We start from the raw sequence: 17,800 nt of genomic DNA on the forward strand, positions 1-17,800 counted from the left end.
GCAAGGGGGTTCTTCAGTGCTATGAAGCTCGCCACCAGGTTTGCCCTGGTGCTGGCGGCGGTGCTGGCATTCTTCTGCGTGCTTGCCGTGCTGCTCGTGAACTGGCAGACAGGGCTCGTGAAGGCGCAGTTGCTCAATGAGGTCGCGCAGGTCATGCAGTCATCGCAGGATGCCGCAGTGTCCAGGGGGCGCGTGTCAGGCCTCATCAGCGACACCATGGACGGAGTCGCCTTCAAGATCAGCCTGCTGATGCTGGTGGTGGCCGTGGGTGTCGTGGTCACGGTCTACGTGCAGTTCGTGATCATGATCCGTCGGCGCCTGCAGGGTCTGGCACTTCGATTTCGCGAGGTCTCCGAGGGAGAACGGGATCTGCGCAAGCGTATCCAGGTGCGGGGTGATGATGGCATCGATCGACTCGGGCGACACTTCAACACCTTCCTCGAGAAGATCCACCAGACCATCAGCGAGGTGGTCGGGGCTTCTGCCGACCTGGCGGCCAGTACCGTGCAGGTCTCGAGCATCGCGCGGGAAACCACCACCAGTGTGACGCGCCAGCAGGGCGAGACAGAGCAGGTCGCCGCCGCCATGAACGAGATGACGGCCAGCGCCGAAGAGGTGGCGCGCAATGCCTCTGCGGCAGCCCAGGCGGCGCATCAGGCCGAAGACGAGGCTCGTCGCGGCCGGGCCGTGGTGGGTAGCGCGGTGGAGTCGATCGGCGCACTGTCCCAGGAGGTCAGTCAGGCCAATGAGGTCATCCAGCGGCTGAAGGGCGACAGTGTGCAGATCGGTGCGGTCCTGGATGTCATACGTGCCATTGCCGAACAAACCAACCTGCTCGCGCTCAACGCCGCCATCGAGGCGGCCCGGGCGGGTGAACAGGGACGCGGGTTTGCCGTGGTGGCCGATGAGGTGCGCACGCTGGCATCCAGGGTGCAGCGATCCACGGATGAAATTCAGGACATGATCAGCCGCCTGCAGAGCGGTGCCAATGACGCGGTCAAGGTGATGGACAAGGGGCGGGAGCGCGCCATGTCGGCCGTCGATCAGGCCACCCAGGCCGGAGAAGCGCTCAAGCGCATTACGGAGGCGGTCACCGCCATCAATCACATGAATTCACAGATTGCCGATGCGGCCAACCAGCAGAGTGTCGTGGCCCGCGAGATCGATGTGAGCATCACCAACATCAGTCATCTCGCCACCGGCACGGCCGACGGCGCCTCGCGTACGGCAGGCGAGAGCGAAAAGCTCGCGCGCCTGGCGGACAAGGTCCAGACACTGGTGGGGCAGTTCAGGGTCTAGCGTCCTGAGTCAGAGAACTCTGACTCAGGACACTCGACAGGGCCGTTCTTGCAGTCATTGCACAAGGGATCGAGGCTGCGCGACACTGCGCCAGGAACGATGATCCGTTGCGGGCTGCTGCATCCGGTGGTCGCAGCGGCAGATCTCCCGGACCCGGTGATGGACATATGAACCAAACCAAGGAAGCCGCGATGCAGGATAAAGCCGCCTATCTCGTCGTTCTCATCGGGGGCGGAATGCTGTGGTTGCTCACCGCGCTGCTGACCGGACGCAGCGAGGCCTGGGATTCCCCCTATTACTGGTCGCTGGCTTACCCGATGTCCATCCTGCTGGCCGGCATTGTCGCTTATCGCGCGCCACGCCGGGCCTGGCGCTGGGGACTGGCGGTCATGCTGGTGCAGGCGCTGGTGATGGTGGTGACCTCGGGTGGCTCGTTCGGGTTGCTGCCCCTGGGGCTGTTGCTGTTCGGCGTCCTGTCCCTCCCCGCCATGGCGCTGGCCGTGCTGGTGGCCCTGTGGCGCAATCGCGTGGGGAAAGGCTGATGGTGTTGTTCCAGGGCTTGTTCTTTCTGGTGCTGGGTGTCGGGCTGGTGCTGATTGCCTGGAACAGCCGCAGGACTGGCTGGTTGCCCTATGGACCCAGGCGATTCGGCCGGGACATCGCAGTCTGGCGTCACGAGCGCCCAGTCTTCTACTGGATGCTGTTCTTCGGATACAACCTGGCGGGTCTGTGGATGGCGGTCTTTGCCTTGCGCGTGCTGGCAGGCACCGCAGAACCGCTGCCCCTGAGCTGAGGGGCCTGATTCATTCGTGGCGACTGGCCACCAGCATGGCCTCCGGCACGCGCACCTTGAGGGCGGCGGGGAGTTCGAGGCAGATGCCCGGGATGGGCCTGACCGTGACCCAGAGAACGTTGAGCTTGAGGTTCATGTCGGCAAACACCACGGCGTGCTGGTAGGCGCAGAGCACGGCTTCGATCTCCCGCAGGATCTGGCGCATCTGCTCGACCGGGCGCTTGCCGAGGCGGGGGATCAGCATCATGAAGTCGGACAGGGGGCGGCCTTCGTCATCCCGGGCGGGAGCGCGCATCCACAGGGGTTCGGCCGGGCCCGTGGCGGTGACGGGACGCAGCATGCTGGTGGTGTCGTCGGCCTGGAGCTTGCCCATGCACTATGAGCGTAGCCCGAGTGCGGCGATTTGCCAGGGGAGACTGTCAGGCAGCTGAGGCTGGCTTATTGCCCGGCGCGCAGCTTTTCAAGTTCGCGCAGGGCCTCGTCGCGCTGCTGCTCGGCCACCACGCGGTCGGTGACGTCCTTCTGGATGCCGATGTAGTAGGTGAGCTGGTCCTGGTCGTTGTAGACGGGGGTGATGCTCAGCTCGTTCCAGAACAGGGTGCCGTCGCGCTTGTAGTTGCGCACCACCACCCGGCAGGGTTTGCCGGCCTTGATGGCCTCGCGGATCTGCTTGAGGCCTTCCTGATCACGGTCGCCTTTCTGCAGGAAACGACAGTCCTGGTAGAGGATCTCGTCGGCACTGTAGCCGGTGAGGCGCTCGAAGGCGGGATTCACGTAGATGAGGATGTTGTCGTCGCCTTCCTGCTCGGCAATGGTGATGCCGTCGTTGGAGGCATCGATGGCCAGTTCCAGCAGTTCGGCGTCGATGAGCCGTTTCTTGTTCATGGGTACCCGGTTCTTTGAGGTTGCCGCCGATGGGTGACAACCGGAATTTAGCATGATCCCCGTTCCCGACCAATGCCGTCGGGATCGTATGCGCGCCGCCCTGTTCCGGGATGATCAGCCCCTGCCGATAAAAAAGAGCCGCCTTGCGGCGGCTCCAGATCGGAGGTTCTTGCTTGCCGGAACTTACATGGGCTGGCGGACCACGAAGGCGCCGCGCAACTGGCCCTGCTCGTAGCCGCGGGCGGCATCGGCGGGGTAGAGGCGGTTGAGGGCGTCGATCACCGGGGCCTGGACCGCGGTGCCGTGGCAGGCCAGACAGACCTCGCCCACGGGGATCGCCTTCATGAAGCGGAATTCCTGCTCGTCGCCGCGTACGTAGTAGGTGAATTCCTCGATGTGCATGGGGTTCTCGCCCGCGGCGCGCCTAGCGTCGAAGCGTTCCAGGACCTCACGTTCCCAGGCGTCAGGGGCGTTGCCGGGGTTGCGGATCTTGAGGCTGGTGCGGCTCAGGTCGACGCCCCGCTGGCCGGAGACCTGCTGGGCGATCTCCGGGGCGCGGGTATGGCAGACCTCGATGGCCTGTACGGGACCGCCGGCCTGCATGGCCGCCTGGAGTTCACCCTGCAGGGTCTGGGCGAACTGCTGGATGGCGGCGCGGCTCGCGTCCACGCGGGTGACGTGGTCCTGGGCGGCGACGGGCGCGGCGGCCAGGGCGAGCAGGCTGATGAGTGCGAATCGTTTCATGGTCGTGGCTCCTTGTGGTCTTGTCTGAGAAGTGCGGGCGTCCGGTACTTCTAGGTGGTGCCGGGACGCCTGATTAGGCAACGGGCGCAGCGCCGGGCTCAGTGACATGGTCACACAGGCAGGTGCCTGGCCCTGGTCAGGAGCATAGGTGATGGGCGGCGGGGCGACTTGACCGCCGTCAAGAAGGGATGCATCAGCGCTTGAGGAGTACGTACACCGCCCCGGTGCCGCCATCGGCGGGGCGGGCGGAGCAGAAGGCCAGGACCTCGTCCCGCTGGGTCAGCCAGTGCGCCACGTGGCCCTTGAGCACCGGCCCCCGGTTGCTGGAACGCAGACCCTTGCCATGGATCACCCGCACGCAGCGCCAGCTCAGATCCCGGGCCTCCAGCAGGAACAGGGCCAGGGCCTGCCGGGCCTCCGCCGTGGTCATGCCGTGCAGGTCCAGTTCGCCGTCCAGGCGGTACTGACCCCGGCGCAGCTTGCGATAGGTATTGCGCTGCAGGCCGGTGCGCGCGAACTGGAGCTCATCCCCGGGTTGCACCTCGGTGCCGCCGAAGGGGTCGAACATGAGATCCCGGACCACCTCCCGGTCGGCGGCCTCGGAATGCTGGGGGTGGGGCCTGGGGGGCTTGCCGCGGCCCGCGTGGCGGTCCTGGCGCACGGGACGCACCTCGCCCACGGCGGCGCGGAACAGGGCGGCGTCATCATCGGGCGGGCTGTCGTGATCCATGGGGGTCTCCCCGGCGTCGTGAACGACACTGGCTGAATGGCCGGCCGGCAGCCTGTGACCGATGGACAGGTCTGCGATTGGCGCGGGCTTTCAAGTATATTACCCGTCATGCCCGAACCCCGCCGCCCCATGCGCATCCTGCTCAGCAACGACGATGGTGTCCATGCCCCCGGACTGCAATGCCTGGCCGCCGCCCTGCGCACGGTGGCCGAGGTGCACGTGGTGGCCCCGGACCGGGACCGCAGCGGCGCCAGCAACTCCCTGACCCTGGCCAGGCCCCTGCGCGCCATGCGCCTGGACAACGGCGATGTGCGCGTGGACGGCACCCCCACGGATTGCGTGCACCTGGCCATCACGGGTCTGATGGAGGAAGAGCCGGACATGGTCATCTCCGGCATCAACTCCGGGGCCAACATGGGTGACGACGTGCTCTACTCGGGCACCGTGGCCGCCGCCATGGAAGGGCGTTTCCTGGGCCTGCCGGCCATCGCCGTGTCCATCAACAGCCACGAGGGCAAGCACTACGATTCCGCCGCCCGGGCGGTGCTGGACCTGCTCAAGCGCCTGGGACACATGCCCCTGCCGGCCAATACCATCCTGAACGTCAACGTGCCCCATCTGCCCTGGTCCGAGATCCAGGGTGTGCAGGCCACGCGCCTGGGCCATCGCCACAAGTCCGAGCCCATGATCCGCAGCCACGACCCCCGCGGCCGGCCCATCTACTGGGTGGGGGCGGCGGGTCCCGAGCAGGACGCCGGCCCCGGGACCGATTTCCATGCCGTGCGTTCCGGTTATGTGTCCGTTACGCCCATCCAGGTGGACCTGACCCGCTACGACGCCATCGACACCGTGGCCAACTGGCTGCGGGACGAGGACCCGGCGTGAACACCACCATCAGTGGCATCGGCATGACCTCCCAGCGTACCCGGGACCGGCTGGTGCGCCAGCTGGAGGAGGCGGGTATCCGCAACCGCCGGGTGCTGGACGTGATCCGCCATACCCCCCGCCACCTGTTCGTGGACGAGGCCATGGCCAGCCGGGCCTACGAGAACACCGCCCTGCCCATCGGTTACGGCCAGACCATCTCCCAGCCCTACGTGGTGGCGCGCATGACCGAGGCCCTGCTGGAGGGCGGTCCGCGCCGCAAGGTGCTGGAGGTGGGCACCGGCTCCGGCTACCAGGCGGCAGTGCTTGCGCCGCTGGTAGAGCGGGTCTACAGCGTGGAACGCATCCAGGGCCTGCAGCGCCGCGCCCGGGAGGTGCTCAGCACCCTGCGCATCCGCAACGTGAGCCTCAAGCACAGCGACGGCGGCTGGGGCTGGCCCGAGCAGGCCCCCTTCGACGCCATCATGCTCACCGCCGCCCCCCGGGAGATCCCCGAGGCCCTGCTGCAGCAGCTGGGCGAGGGCGGCGTGCTGGTGGCCCCGGTGGGCGATGAGGGGGGCAGCCAGAAGCTGATCCGCATCACCCGCACGGCCAATGGTTTCGAGCAGGAAGTGCTGGAGTCGGTGAGTTTCGTACCCATGCTGCCCGGGACCATCACGTGAAGCTGTTCGGCCCCCTGTATGACCGGGTCATGGTCTGGTCCCGGCACCGTCATGCACCCCGCTATCTGGCCGCGCTGTCCTTTGCGGAGTCGTCCTTTTTTCCCGTGCCGCCGGACGTGATGCTCGCGCCCATGGCGGCGGCGCGCCCGGAGTGCAGCGCGCGCTTTGCCTTCATCACCACCGTGTTCTCCGTGCTGGGCGGTGTCCTGGGTTACCTGATCGGCTGGCTGGCCTTCGGGATGGTGGAGCCCTGGGTTGTGTCGGCCGGTTACGGGGATCGCCTGGAACTGGCCAGGGAGTGGTTCGACGTCTGGGGTGTCTGGGTGGTACTGATCGCCGGCTTCTCACCCATCCCCTACAAGTTGTTCACCATCACCGCGGGGGCCCTGTCCATGGCCCTGCTGCCGTTCATCATCGCCTCATTCATCGGGCGTGGCGCCCGGTTCTTCGCCGTGGCGCTGCTGATCGGCTGGCTGGGTCCCCGCATGGAAGACAAGCTCCGGCCCTACATGGAATGGCTCGGGTGGTTCACGGTCCTGCTGCTGTTGGTGGCGGTGGCCGTCTACAACACGCATGGGTAATGAGACCGGCTCGCCTGATCCTGCTGGTGCTGATCTCCCTGACCCTGCTCGAGGGGTGCGCCACCCCGCATTCCAGCGACACCCGTTTCCAGTCCGGTTACTACACGGTGCGCCCCAATGACACCCTGTATTCCATTGCCTGGCGTTACCGGGTGGACTGGCAGCAGCTCGCCAGCTGGAACGGTATCCGTGCTCCGTACACCATCCATCCAGGACAGCGACTGCGCATGAACCCGCCGCCCGGTGGCACCGCCACCGCCGCAGCGCCGGCACCGCCACCAGCGAGTTCCCCGCCGGCCGCGCCACGCACGGGCGGTACGACGGGCGGCGCCACGGCGAGCACGCCGCCCCGACAGGCACCCGCCGCAGCCGCGCCACGCCCTGCCCAGCCCCAGACACCGCCGCCCTCGGCCGCGGCCACCGGCATCCGCTGGCAATGGCCCACCGAGGGGCAGGTGGTTCGGCCGTTTCCGACCAACGACGACACGGTCAAACGGGGCATCGGCATCGCCGGTACACGGGGCCAACCGGTACGTGCTGCCGCGCCCGGGCGGGTGGTCTATAGCGGCAGTGGACTTGTCGGATATGGTCAGCTTATCATCGTCAAGCACGATGAAAATTTCCTAAGCGCTTACGCACACAACGAAAAACTCCTGGTAAACGAAGGCATGGACGTCACCGGCGGGCAGCAGATCGCGCGTCTCGGTGACACCGGTACGGACCGCCCCATGCTGCATTTCGAGATCCGGTTCGAGGGCAGGCCCGTGGATCCCCTGCGGTATCTGCCGAGACGTTGAGCGGGGGGTTCGCCCCATCCTCAAGGAGGCACTATGCCGAAGCGGCGCAGGACGGAACCCCCTGCGGGGGAGCTGGAAGACGAGATCAGGGAAGACAAGCTCGAGGCGCCTGATGAGCTCGGTGACGAGGATGAGGCGCTGGTCCTTGCCGATGAAACCGAGGATGTGGACGAGGAAGAGGAAGACGAGGATCCCGCCACCAAGGTCTATGCCGCTGGCGATGTCCCCAAGGGTGAACTGGACGCCACCCGGCTGTATCTCAGCGAAATCGAATTCTCCCCCCTGCTGACTCCTGAAGAGGAAGTCCACTACGCGCGGCTTGCCCAGAAGGGTGACGAGGCCGGCCGGCGCAAGATGATCGAGTGCAACCTGCGCCTGGTGGTCAAGATCGCACGGCGCTACATGAATCGCGGCCTTGCCCTGCTGGACCTGATCGAGGAGGGCAATCTGGGCCTGATCCGCGCCGTGGAGAAGTTCGATCCCGAGCGCGGTTTCCGCTTCTCCACCTATGCCACCTGGTGGATCCGCCAGACCATCGAGCGGGCCCTGATGAACCAGACCCGCACCATCCGCCTGCCCATCCACGTCATCAAGGAACTCAACGTCTACCTGCGCACCGCGCGCAAGCTCGCCCAGGAACTGGACCACGAGCCCACCGCGGAGGAAGTGGCCCGGCATTTGGACCGCCCCGTGGGGGACGTGAAGAGAATCCTGGCCCTGTCGGAGCGGGTCACCTCCGTGGACCTGCCCATCGGCAAGGACGGTGAACGTGCCCTGCTGGACGTGATCCCCGACGAGCAGACCCCCGAGCCCTCCATCCTGATCCAGGACGAGGACGTGGTGCAGTTCGTGGACGAGTGGCTGCAGGAGCTGGACGAAAAACAGCGCGAGGTGATCGTGCGCCGCTTCGGCCTGCACGGCTACGAACGCAGCACCCTGGAACAGGTGGGCGCCGAACTGGGCGTCACCCGCGAGCGGGTGCGGCAGATCCAGATGGATGCATTGAAGCGCCTCAGAAAAATTCTGGAGAGCAGAGGCTTTTCGGAAGAGGCGCTTTTGCAGGGATAGGGGATGAGAGACAAGTGGCAAGAGACAAGAGGCAAGTAAAACCCTCTTTTCTTGTATCTTGCCTCTTGTATCTTGTCTCTAGCGCCTTTCTATCATCAGCAATGCCGCCGCCACCGGCCGCCCCTCGGCCATGAGGATGTTGTAGGTCCGGCAGGCGGCGCCGGTATCCATCACCTCGAAACCGATCCCCCGACTGCGAAACCCCAGGATGATCTCCCGGGGCGGGAACCGCAGGCGCGCGCCTGTACCCAGCAGCACGATCTCCGGGGGGGCATCCAGCAGGGCCTGGAAGCAGGCCAGGTCCAGATCCTCGAAGGCTTCCGGCGCCCACTGGGGATCCACGTGCTCGGGGGTCACGATCAGGCTGGTGCGATGGATGGTCTCGTTCACCCGGACCATGCCGGCCTCGTAGCCGGTGATCAGGTGGCTGGCGGCGCCGAAATCCTGGGTCATCTTCATGGCCCTAAACTACCGTCCCAAGGCCGCTTTTCGCAAGGCCGGGCGGGCAGGGCGCATTGACAGTCAGGGGGGGTCACAGTACCTTTGTCAGTTTATCCGCACCCGCCCCTGGGGCTTCCGGTGCCGGATCATTGACCCGCGACCTGCGACCAACCTCCTGCCCTGCGAATACGCCCGTGATCGACGAATTTCCCAGAATCAAGCGCCTGCCGCCCTATGTCTTCAACATCGTCAACGATCTGAAGGCCAAGGCCCGAGCCCGGGGCGAGGACATCATCGATTTCGGCATGGGCAACCCGGACCAGCCCACCCCCCAGCACATCGTGGACAAGCTGGTGGAAGTGGCCCAGCGGGAGGACACCCACCGCTATTCCATGTCCCGGGGCATTCCGCGCCTGCGCCGGGCCATCTCCCGCTGGTACAAGGACCATTTCGACGTAGACCTGGACCCGGAGACCGAGGCCATCGTCACCATCGGCTCCAAGGAAGGCCTGGCCCACCTGGCGCTGGCCACCCTGGGTCCCGGTGATGCGGTGCTGGTGCCGAATCCCTCCTATCCCATCCATCCCTACGGCTGCGTGATCGCCGGGGCGGACATCCGCCACGTGCCGCTCACCGAGGGCGTGGATTTCTTCGCCGAACTGGAAAAGGCGATCCAGGACAGCTGGCCGAAGCCCAAGATGCTGATCCTGAACTTCCCGGCCAACCCCACCACCCAGTGCGTGGAGCTGGAGTTCTTCGAGAAGGTGGTCGCCATCGCCAAGGAACACGGCATCTGGGTGGTGCACGATCTGGCCTATGCGGAGATCGTGTTCGACGGCTACAAGTCCCCGTCCATCCTTCAGATACCCGGTGCCAAGGACGTGGCGGTGGAGTTCTACACCCTGTCCAAGAGCTACAACATGCCCGGCTGGCGGGTGGGCTTCATGTGCGGCAACCCGAAGCTGGTGGCCGCGCTCGGGCGCATCAAGTCGTACCTTGATTACGGCACCTTCACGCCCATCCAGGTGGCGGCCATCGCCGCCCTGGAAGGCCCCCAGGACTGCGTGGAGGAGATTCGCCAGCTCTATCTGCGGCGCCGGGACGTGCTCTGCGACGGCCTCAATGCCCTGGGCTGGAAGGTGGAAAAGCCCAAGGCCACCATGTTCGTCTGGGCGCCGATCCCCGAGCAGTACGCCCACCTGGGTTCGCTGGAGTTCTCCAAGAAACTGCTCAAGGAGGCCAGGGTGGCCGTGTCCCCGGGCATCGGCTTCGGCAGCTACGGTGACACCCACGTGCGCTTCGGTCTGATCGAGAATGAACACCGCACCCGCCAGGCCCTGCGCGGCATCAAGGCCATGTTCCGGGACGACAGCCGCCAGACCGGCACGGCGTGAGCCCGCGACAGATGACGATCAATCCCTAAGGAGTCCATGTGAAACCGGTTAAAGTCGGCCTGCTCGGCCTCGGTACCGTGGGTTGCGGCACCATCAACGTGCTGACCCGCAATGGCGATGAGATCGCCCGCCGTGCCGGTCGCGGCATCCAGGTGGTGGCCGCCTCGGCCCGTGACCTCAAGCGTCCCCGCAATTGCGACCTGAGCGCGGTGCGGCTCTGCACCGACCCCTTCGAGGTGGTCAACGATCCGGACGTGGAGATCGTCGTCGAGCTGATCGGCGGCACGAAGCCCGCCAGGGAACTGGTGCTGGCCGCCATCGGGCAGGGCAAGCACGTGGTCACCGCCAACAAGGCCCTCATCGCCCTGCACGGTAACGAGATCTTCACCGCCGCCCAGGAGAAGGGCGTCACCGTGGCCTTCGAGGCCGCCGTGGCCGGTGGCATCCCCATCATCAAGGCCATCCGCGAGGGTCTGTCCGGCAACCGCATCCTGTGGCTGGCCGGCATCATCAACGGCACCGGCAACTTCATCCTCACGGAGATGCGCGACAAGGGCCGCGAGTTCGCCGATGTGCTCGCCGAGGCCCAGCGTCTGGGCTATGCCGAGGCCGATCCCACCTTCGACGTGGAGGGCATCGACGCCGCCCACAAGCTCACCATCCTGGCGTCCATCGCCTTCGGCATCCCGCTGCAGTTCGACAAGGTCTACACCGAAGGCATCACCCGCATCACCCGGGAGGACGTGGGCTATGCCGCCGAGCTGGGCTACCGTATCAAGCACCTGGGTGTGGCGCGGCGCACGGAACAGGGCATCGAGCTGCGCGTGCACCCGACCCTGATCCCCCAGCGGCGCCTGATCGCCAACGTGGATGGCGTCATGAACGCGGTGCTGGTCAAGGGCGACGCCGTGGGTCCAACCCTCTATTACGGCGCCGGCGCCGGTGCCGACCCCACCGCCTCCGCCGTGGTGGCGGACCTGGTGGATGTCGTGCGCGCGCTGACCTCCGACCCGGAGAACCGCGTGCCGCACCTGGCCTTCCAGGCCGATGCCCTGTCGGACATCCCGGTGCTGCCCATGGACGAGGTGCAGACCGCCTTCTACCTGCGCCTGCGGGTGCAGGACAAGCCCGGCGTGCTGGCGGACATCACCCGCATCCTGGGCGACCAGCACATCAGCCTGGAGGCGGTGCTGCAGCGGGAGACCGACGAGGACGCCGCCGAGGCCAGCATCATCCTGCTCACCCACAAGGTGCGCGAAGGCAACATGAGCAAGGCCATCTCCGCCATCCAGCAGCTGGAAACCGTGATCGCCCCGGTGATTCGCATCCGGCTGGAGAGCCTGAAGTAGGACACTTCTGGTATGTAACGCGGAGATCGCAGAGGCGCAGAGCACGCAAAGAAGACATTAAAAAATGTTTTCATGACCTTTGCGTCCTCTGCGCCTCTGCGATCTCCGCGTTAAACACAAAGTGCAGGGTTAACCCCCTCATCAGACATAGAGAATATCAAGATGCCATTTCGTACCCGCTACACCGGACTGATCGACCGTTACCGCGACCGCCTGCCGGTGCATGACGACACCCGCATCATCAGCCTGGGTGAAGGCAACACGCCGCTGATCCGCCTGAACAACATCCCGCGCATCGTCGGCAAGGAAGTGGACATCTACGTGAAGTACGAGGGGCTCAACCCCACCGGCTCCTTCAAGGATCGCGGCATGACCATGGCCGTGACCAAGGCGGTGGAGGAGGGCTCCAAGGCCATCATCTGTGCCTCCACGGGCAACACCTCCGCGGCTGCCGCCGCCTACGCCGCCCGGGCCGGCATCACCGCCTTCGTGCTCATCCCCGACGGCAAGATCGCCATGGGCAAGCTGGCCCAGGCCATGATGCACGGCTCCGTGGTGATCCAGATCAAGGGCAACTTCGATGACGGCATGCGCCTCGTGAAGGAAGTGGCCGACCAGGCCCCGGTGACCATCGTGAATTCCATCAATCCGTATCGTCTTCAGGGCCAGAAGACCGCCGCCTTCGAGATCGTCGAGGAACTGGGTCGCGCCCCGGACTATCACTGCCTGCCCGTGGGCAACGCCGGCAACATCACCGCCCACTGGATCGGCTACTGCGAGTACAGTTCCGCCTCCGGCGATCACGTCACGGCGGCCTGCACCTTCTGCAAGGGCCACTGCAAGTACGCCGGCGGCGCCGTGGTGGGCAACCGCCCGAAGATGATCGGCTACCAGGCCGCCGGCAGCGCGCCCTTCATGCGCGGCGCCATGGTGGACGACCCCGAGACCGTGGCCACCGCCATCCGCATCGGTCATCCCCAGTCCTGGGATTCCGCCTGGAAGGTGAAGGAGGAATCCGGCGGCTGGTTCGACGAATGCAGCGACGCCGAGATCCTGGCTGCCCAGAAATTGCTGGCCGAGAAGGAAGGCGTGTTCTGCGAACCCGCCTCCGCCACCTCCCTGGCCGGTGCCCTGCGCGACATCCAGACCGGCAAGATCCCCGAGGGCTCCAGCATCGTCTGCACCCTCACGGGTCACGGCCTCAAGGACCCCGACACCGCCATCGCCCAGAGCACCCGTCCGCTGGTGAACGTAGAGGCCAAGCTGGATCAGGTGAAGCGGGCGATCCTGGATAACATGTAATTGAAGTGAGAAGGGTGAATTGGGAAGTGTGAACTCGAGCGTGGAGCCGTGGCCGGTGATAATGGCCAGTCATCCTCACTGCCTACTTCCTACTTCACCCTTCTCACTTCAGACCGAATTCCCTCCGGATCTCCGGCGCCCTCAGCCGCAGGATGATCCACCCGAACACCGGGATCATCAGGGCGGAGACCAGTATCTGGAATCCGCCGCCGAACATCCCGGGCCGCAGCACCGGTCCCGGGAAGGCACCCAGGCCCGCCATCGTCATCAGGTGCAGCACGACCGCCGCGCCGTTCCACAGCATCCCCACACCCATCATCACCAGGGTCAGTCCATAGGCCCAGGGTCTGCGACCCAGCAGGCCGATGGCACCCGTCAGCACCAGTACGGCGAACAGCAACGGGACCAGCATCAGGCTGCGGAAGTGTTCCGCCATGAAGCGGTGCGCGGGCGCGTCCGTGCCCATGCCCTGCTGCGCCCCCAGGAGCCGTTCCAGTTCCCCGGGGGAGAACATGAACTGCAGGAATAGATTCTGGGCAGCGAGCATCACACTTGCGACACCCGCCAGGATGATGAGCACCCAGGCCAGTGTGGTCACAAACCCGCTTCTCTGGGGTGGCTGTGTGTCTGTCATAAGCATGACCCTAGTGTCCTGAGTCAGAGATTCGTTGCATTTCAGCGGGCCTGTACGGGATGCACGGCAAGGCGCACGAGCGAAGGACGGGCAGGCCCATTCGAGCGAGAGCAACGCGGCCGAGCGCCCGTACAGGCCCGCCCGCAGGGAGCCCCGCACAAGACCCAATGCGGCGTTGCGGTCCTTGCCAAGGGCTTGCCATTGCCTGCGGCCCGCGCCTTGCCTTGGGTCTTGTGCGGGGCTCTGAAATGCAACGAATCTCTGACTCAGGACACTAGCACCCGGCACGGTAATAACGACCAATAACCATGCTGGATATGATGATTTGCGTATGCGGCAAACCAGCCTGGACCGGTCAACAGAGGCAGCTCATCTGTCGTCAATGGGCTTGCTCTATGGGTGGAACAAAATAAGTTATGATTCTCGACGCCATCAACGGCGCCGACTTTAATTGTTTCGCTGCTGGCCTGGATTGAGACGCCGGGCATGTCATCCTGACTGCGTCGGCGTGTCGCAGTCATCAATGCAAGGACCCGCAGAACAGGGGAATGACCGTGGGGATGGACGAAAAACCCAGTAACGGCGTCAAGGGCCTCAGGCACTGGCGTTATGACCTGAGTGCCGGCCTGCAGGTGGCGCTGGTGTCCCTGCCGCTGTCCCTCGGGATTGCCATCGCCTCCGGTGCGCCGCCGGTGACCGGGGTGATCTCGGCCATCATCGCAGGCCTGATCTTTCCCTTCCTGGGCGGTGCCTACGTCACCATCAGCGGCCCGGCCGCGGGGCTCGCGCCGGCACTGCTCTCGGGCATGCTGCTGCTGGGCGGCGGCGATCTTGCCGCCGGCTACCCGCTGTTGCTGGTGGCCATCTGCCTTACCGGCCTGCTGCAGATCCTGCTGGCCTTCATGAACGCGGGGCGTTTTGCCATCTTCCTCCCGGTGACCGTGGTGGAGGCCATGCTCGCCGCCATCGGCATCATGATCATCCTCAAGCAGATCCCGCCCTTGTTCGGTGATCTGTCCCCGGTGGCACCCACCACCGTGGATTCCATCCTCAAGCTGCCTCACACGCTGCTCAACATCGAGCCGACGGTGTTCCTGATCGGCGCCGTGTGCCTGTTCCTGATGTTCTATCTGAACGCGACGCGCCGGCAGTGGATGAAACGCATCCCGCCGCCCCTGTTCGTGGCCCTGCTGGGACTGGTGCTGGCCACCGTGTTCGGCCTGGAGACGGTGTATCTGATCACCATGCCGGAGAGCCTGCTGCAAGGCGGCATCACCGTGCCCGCCTTCGGCGAGGTGATGAACCGGCCGGAACTCTGGATCAACCTGCTCATCGTGGTCATCACCCTGACGCTCATTGACGGCATCGAGTCCCTGGCCACCATCGCGGCCGTGGACAAGATCGATCCCTACCAGCGCAAGTCCAACCCCAACATCACCCTGCGCGCCATGGGCGTCTCCAACATGCTGTCGAGCCTTGCGGGCGGTCTGACCATCATCCCGGGCGGCGTGAAGAGCCGTGTGAACATTGATGCCGGCGGCCGCACCCTGTGGGCCAACTTCTACAACGCCATCTTCCTCATCCTGTTCCTGCTGGTCGCCACGGATCTCATCGCCATGATTCCCCTGGCCGCCATCGCCGCGATCCTGATCTACGTGGGCTGGCGCTTGTGCGAGTACAAGGTGTTCCGCAAGACCTACGCCATCGGCAGGGACCAGATGGTGATCTTCCTGATCACCGTAGGTGCGATTCTGGCCACGGATCTGCTGTGGGGCATCCTCATCGGCATGGCTGCGGAAGTGCTGATGCTCGCCTATCTGCTGACGCCCTCGTTCCGGGTGGTGCTCACCGGGAGACTGAGCTTCTCCCAGTCTCTGGAGTTGCTGGCACGTAACTTCATGGGTCTGTTCAGAAATCCCATCATCAAGGTGCACGGTGACACCCGTGACGGACGGCCCCACTACGATGTCTCCGTGGGTTCCCTGGTGTGTTTCAACCTGCTGCCCTTTGACAAACTCCTGCAGCAGCTGCCCGAGGATGCCGGTCTCTCCATCATCGTCACGGAGTCCGGACGCATCATCGACCACACGGCCATGGAGTACCTGCACCAGTTGCAGGAGGAGTCCCTGCGCGCACAGCGCCCCTTCGAGCTGCTGGGTATGGAGAAGTACTACCAGTTCACCCAGCACTCCCTGTCGGCGCGCATGCACGATGCCGCGCTGGTCAAGCGGGAGGCGCGGCTGTCCGCCCGCGCGGAGGAGATGCACCAGTTCGCGCGTCTGCATGGTCTGCAGTTCGATCCCGCCACCCTGGCGGAACTCAACGCTCACGATTTCGTCTACCTGCGCCGCGGCGATCACAAGCAGGAACGCAACGTGATGACCGGCCACTATCGTGACTGGATGCTGCGCGCTTTCGATTACAGTCATACCGCCGCGCCGGATTACTACGCGGAACACCAGCACACCCTGGTGATCGTCAAGCCCGCAGAGCCGGTCTCGGGTCTGCCCGACATGGTGCTGGCACCGGGGCACTACCTGAAGAGCTACCTGGTGAATTACCAGGAACTGGAATTGCCCGAGTCCCTGGGTTTCCCCGAGGGCTATCGCCTGTATGCACCGAGTACCCACGATGGCGTGATCGCGGCAGCGGGGCGTTTGCGTGGTTTCCTGGCACGCCACCCCGGTGTGTATCTCGAAGTGCGCAAGAACGCCGTGCTCACCTTCCGGCCCGATCGGGAACTGGAGATGCCGGAGGGGATCGAGGAACTGCTGGAAATCATCGAGTACTGTTTGGAGGGTTCTCCATCCCCCGCTGATGACAACGTATCCGGCGCGGACCCTGCGGAGGAGGGGGCATCCTGAGGCGTATTGAATGGACAGGATGAACAAGATTTTTCAGGATTAACAGGATTCAAGACGAAAAACATTTGACAGGATTAACATGATTTACATGATTTCTTTTTGAAAGCTCTTAATCCTGTTAATCGTGTAAATCCTGTCAAAACTCTTTTGCTCTTATCCTGTCAATCCTGAAAAATCCTGTTCATCCTGTCCATTGCCTTCAACCGCCGATCTCCAAACCCTTCTGCCCCGCCCAGTCCCGCGCGAACTGCCAAGCGACGCGGCCGCTGCGTGAGCCTCGGCCCAAGGCATAGCGCAAGGCCTCGGCACGGCTATCTTCCGTTTCAATGCAGCCAAGGCGGGTGAGCCAGTGGGCCACCACCGCCAGGTACTGGTCCTGGTTGAAGGGATGGAAGGCCAGCCACAGGCCGAAGCGTTCCGACAGGGAGATCTTCTCCTCCACCGCCTCACCGGGATGGATCTCGTCATCTACCCGCTTCACCTCCAGGTTGTCCAGCATCTTCTCTGGCATCAGGTGGCGCCGGTTGGAAGTGGCGTGGATCAACACGTTCTCCGGCGTGCCTTCCAGGGATCCGTCCAGCATGGCCTTGAGCGCCTTGTAGCCCGGGTCGCTGGCCTCGAAGGAAAGGTCATCCGCCAGCAGGATGAAGCGCTCCGGGCGTCCCGCCAGGGGCAGGGCGATCTCCGGCAGGTGCACCAGGTCCTGGCCGTCCACCTGGATGATGCGCAGCCCCTCGTCCCGGTATTCATTGAGCAGCGCGCGCATCAGCGAGGACTTGCCCGTGCCCCGGGCGCCCCACAGGAGCACGTTGTTGGCGGGCAGGCGTTTAAGGAACTGGCGGGTGTTGCGCACCAGCTGGACCTTCTGACGCTCGATATGCAGCAGATCGTCCAGGGCCAGGGGCGCGATCCCGTGCACCGGCGAGAGGTGCCCGTCCCGGTGCCAGCGATGGGCGGGTGCGGTCCAGTCCGGCTCCTGCCTCGGCGCAGGCAAGAGCTGCTCCGCCCGGTCCATGAGCCGGGAAAACTGTGCCAGCACGTCTTTGAGTTCGGTGTCGTCGGTCATGGGTTGTGTCCGGGGGTGTTTTGCTAAGGATCATGGAGTCCGCGAATGAACGCAAATCAACGCGAATTCAGATCGAAAAAGCAAACCGCGAAGTACGCGAAGGTATGCGCGAAGGACGCAAGGGAAATCATGTGATCAAAAATCCTTTGCGCCCTTCGCGCATACCTTCGCGCCCTTTGCGGTTCATGCTTTGGCCTTCCATTCGCGTTGATTTGCGTTCATTCGCGGACCCCTGTTTTCAGTGCGCCATTCGCCACAGAACCCCAAGGATCGGGTAACCTGTGCTGCCTCCGAGAGTCTCAAAAT

The 17,800-nt window shown here is 64.7% G+C and carries 19 protein-coding genes; 12 read left to right on the plus strand and 7 right to left on the minus strand.

Annotated features, from left to right (window positions below; translation table 11 throughout):
* The first annotated feature begins 21 nt into the window (after positions 1-21).
* From TGR7_RS07145 to TGR7_RS07155, 3 genes are all read left to right on the plus strand, one after another.
* Positions 22-1,299 (plus strand): methyl-accepting chemotaxis protein, encoded by a 1,278-nt coding sequence (locus TGR7_RS07145; protein WP_041441209.1) that lies wholly within the window; start codon positions 22-24, stop codon positions 1,297-1,299.
* Positions 1,300-1,466: 167 nt separating this feature from the next.
* Positions 1,467-1,841 (plus strand): hypothetical protein, encoded by a 375-nt coding sequence (locus tag TGR7_RS07150; protein WP_222702415.1) that lies wholly within the window; start codon positions 1,467-1,469, stop codon positions 1,839-1,841.
* Positions 1,841-2,092, plus strand: coding sequence for a hypothetical protein (locus TGR7_RS07155; protein WP_012637995.1), 252 nt, complete (start codon positions 1,841-1,843; stop codon positions 2,090-2,092). Before TGR7_RS07150 ends, TGR7_RS07155 begins: the two co-directional genes overlap by 1 nt.
* A gap of 10 nt (positions 2,093-2,102) precedes the next feature.
* Here TGR7_RS07155 and TGR7_RS07160 read toward each other — a convergent pair whose 3' ends face one another.
* From TGR7_RS07160 to TGR7_RS07175, 4 genes are all read right to left on the minus strand, one after another.
* Positions 2,103-2,465 (minus strand): hypothetical protein, encoded by a 363-nt coding sequence (locus tag TGR7_RS07160; protein ID WP_012637996.1) that lies wholly within the window; start codon positions 2,463-2,465, stop codon positions 2,103-2,105.
* A 65-nt stretch (positions 2,466-2,530) separates the two neighbouring features.
* On the minus strand, positions 2,531-2,977 hold the full coding sequence (locus TGR7_RS07165; RefSeq protein ID WP_012637997.1) for a PAS sensor domain-containing protein: 447 nt from the start codon (positions 2,975-2,977) through the stop codon (positions 2,531-2,533).
* 183 nt (positions 2,978-3,160) lie between these two features.
* The gene (locus tag TGR7_RS07170) at positions 3,161-3,721 is read right to left on the minus strand and encodes a Tll0287-like domain-containing protein (protein WP_012637998.1); all 561 of its coding nucleotides are present in this window, start codon (positions 3,719-3,721) and stop codon (positions 3,161-3,163) included.
* A gap of 193 nt (positions 3,722-3,914) precedes the next feature.
* Complete coding sequence (locus tag TGR7_RS07175; protein WP_012637999.1) at positions 3,915-4,451, minus strand: Smr/MutS family protein; 537 nt, start codon at positions 4,449-4,451, stop codon at positions 3,915-3,917.
* A gap of 129 nt (positions 4,452-4,580) precedes the next feature.
* Between TGR7_RS07175 and surE the strand changes: the two genes are divergently transcribed.
* From surE to rpoS, 5 genes are read left to right on the plus strand one after another with little or no spacing between them, the layout of a single operon-like run.
* Positions 4,581-5,336, plus strand: coding sequence for a 5'/3'-nucleotidase SurE (gene surE, locus TGR7_RS07180; protein WP_012638000.1), 756 nt, complete (start codon positions 4,581-4,583; stop codon positions 5,334-5,336).
* Between the two features lie 23 nt (positions 5,337-5,359).
* Entirely contained in the window at positions 5,360-5,998 is a 639-nt protein-coding gene (locus TGR7_RS07185; RefSeq protein ID WP_038043761.1) for a protein-L-isoaspartate(D-aspartate) O-methyltransferase, read from the plus strand.
* The gene (locus TGR7_RS07190) at positions 5,995-6,579 is read left to right on the plus strand and encodes a YqaA family protein (protein ID WP_012638002.1); all 585 of its coding nucleotides are present in this window, start codon (positions 5,995-5,997) and stop codon (positions 6,577-6,579) included. Before TGR7_RS07185 ends, TGR7_RS07190 begins: the two co-directional genes overlap by 4 nt.
* On the plus strand, positions 6,579-7,376 hold the full coding sequence (locus TGR7_RS07195) for a peptidoglycan DD-metalloendopeptidase family protein (RefSeq protein WP_012638003.1): 798 nt from the start codon (positions 6,579-6,581) through the stop codon (positions 7,374-7,376). Before TGR7_RS07190 ends, TGR7_RS07195 begins: the two co-directional genes overlap by 1 nt.
* Before the next feature lie 33 nt (positions 7,377-7,409).
* A complete protein-coding gene (rpoS, locus tag TGR7_RS07200) occupies positions 7,410-8,444 on the plus strand; it encodes an RNA polymerase sigma factor RpoS (protein WP_012638004.1) in 1,035 nt (344 codons plus the stop codon).
* A 78-nt stretch (positions 8,445-8,522) separates the two neighbouring features.
* On the opposite strand, the gene TGR7_RS07205 is transcribed toward rpoS, so the two are convergent.
* On the minus strand, positions 8,523-8,903 hold the full coding sequence (locus tag TGR7_RS07205) for an Mth938-like domain-containing protein (protein ID WP_041441214.1): 381 nt from the start codon (positions 8,901-8,903) through the stop codon (positions 8,523-8,525).
* Positions 8,904-9,079: 176 nt separating this feature from the next.
* Between TGR7_RS07205 and alaC the strand changes: the two genes are divergently transcribed.
* From alaC to thrC, 3 genes are all read left to right on the plus strand, one after another.
* Positions 9,080-10,279, plus strand: a complete 1,200-nt coding sequence (gene alaC / locus TGR7_RS07210) for an alanine transaminase (protein WP_012638006.1) — start codon at positions 9,080-9,082, stop codon at positions 10,277-10,279.
* A 38-nt stretch (positions 10,280-10,317) separates the two neighbouring features.
* Positions 10,318-11,628 (plus strand): homoserine dehydrogenase, encoded by a 1,311-nt coding sequence (locus TGR7_RS07215; protein ID WP_012638007.1) that lies wholly within the window; start codon positions 10,318-10,320, stop codon positions 11,626-11,628.
* Between the two features lie 162 nt (positions 11,629-11,790).
* Positions 11,791-12,930: a threonine synthase gene (thrC, locus tag TGR7_RS07220; RefSeq protein ID WP_012638008.1), complete on the plus strand. Its 1,140-nt coding sequence runs from the start codon at positions 11,791-11,793 to the stop codon at positions 12,928-12,930.
* 103 nt (positions 12,931-13,033) lie between these two features.
* Here thrC and TGR7_RS07225 read toward each other — a convergent pair whose 3' ends face one another.
* Positions 13,034-13,528, minus strand: coding sequence for a hypothetical protein (locus tag TGR7_RS07225; protein ID WP_041441219.1), 495 nt, complete (start codon positions 13,526-13,528; stop codon positions 13,034-13,036).
* Positions 13,529-14,124: 596 nt separating this feature from the next.
* On the opposite strand from TGR7_RS07225, the gene TGR7_RS07230 reads away from it, so the two are divergent.
* On the plus strand, positions 14,125-16,428 hold the full coding sequence (locus TGR7_RS07230; protein ID WP_012638010.1) for a SulP family inorganic anion transporter: 2,304 nt from the start codon (positions 14,125-14,127) through the stop codon (positions 16,426-16,428).
* Positions 16,429-16,627: 199 nt separating this feature from the next.
* Here TGR7_RS07230 and TGR7_RS07235 read toward each other — a convergent pair whose 3' ends face one another.
* On the minus strand, positions 16,628-17,494 hold the full coding sequence (locus tag TGR7_RS07235) for an ATP-binding protein (RefSeq protein ID WP_012638011.1): 867 nt from the start codon (positions 17,492-17,494) through the stop codon (positions 16,628-16,630).
* Positions 17,495-17,800 lie beyond the last annotated feature (306 nt).

Origin of the sequence: Thioalkalivibrio sulfidiphilus HL-EbGr7 (assembly GCF_000021985.1) — a bacterium.
In the GTDB taxonomy this organism is placed as follows: Bacteria; Pseudomonadota; Gammaproteobacteria; order Ectothiorhodospirales; family Ectothiorhodospiraceae; genus Thioalkalivibrio_A; species Thioalkalivibrio_A sulfidiphilus.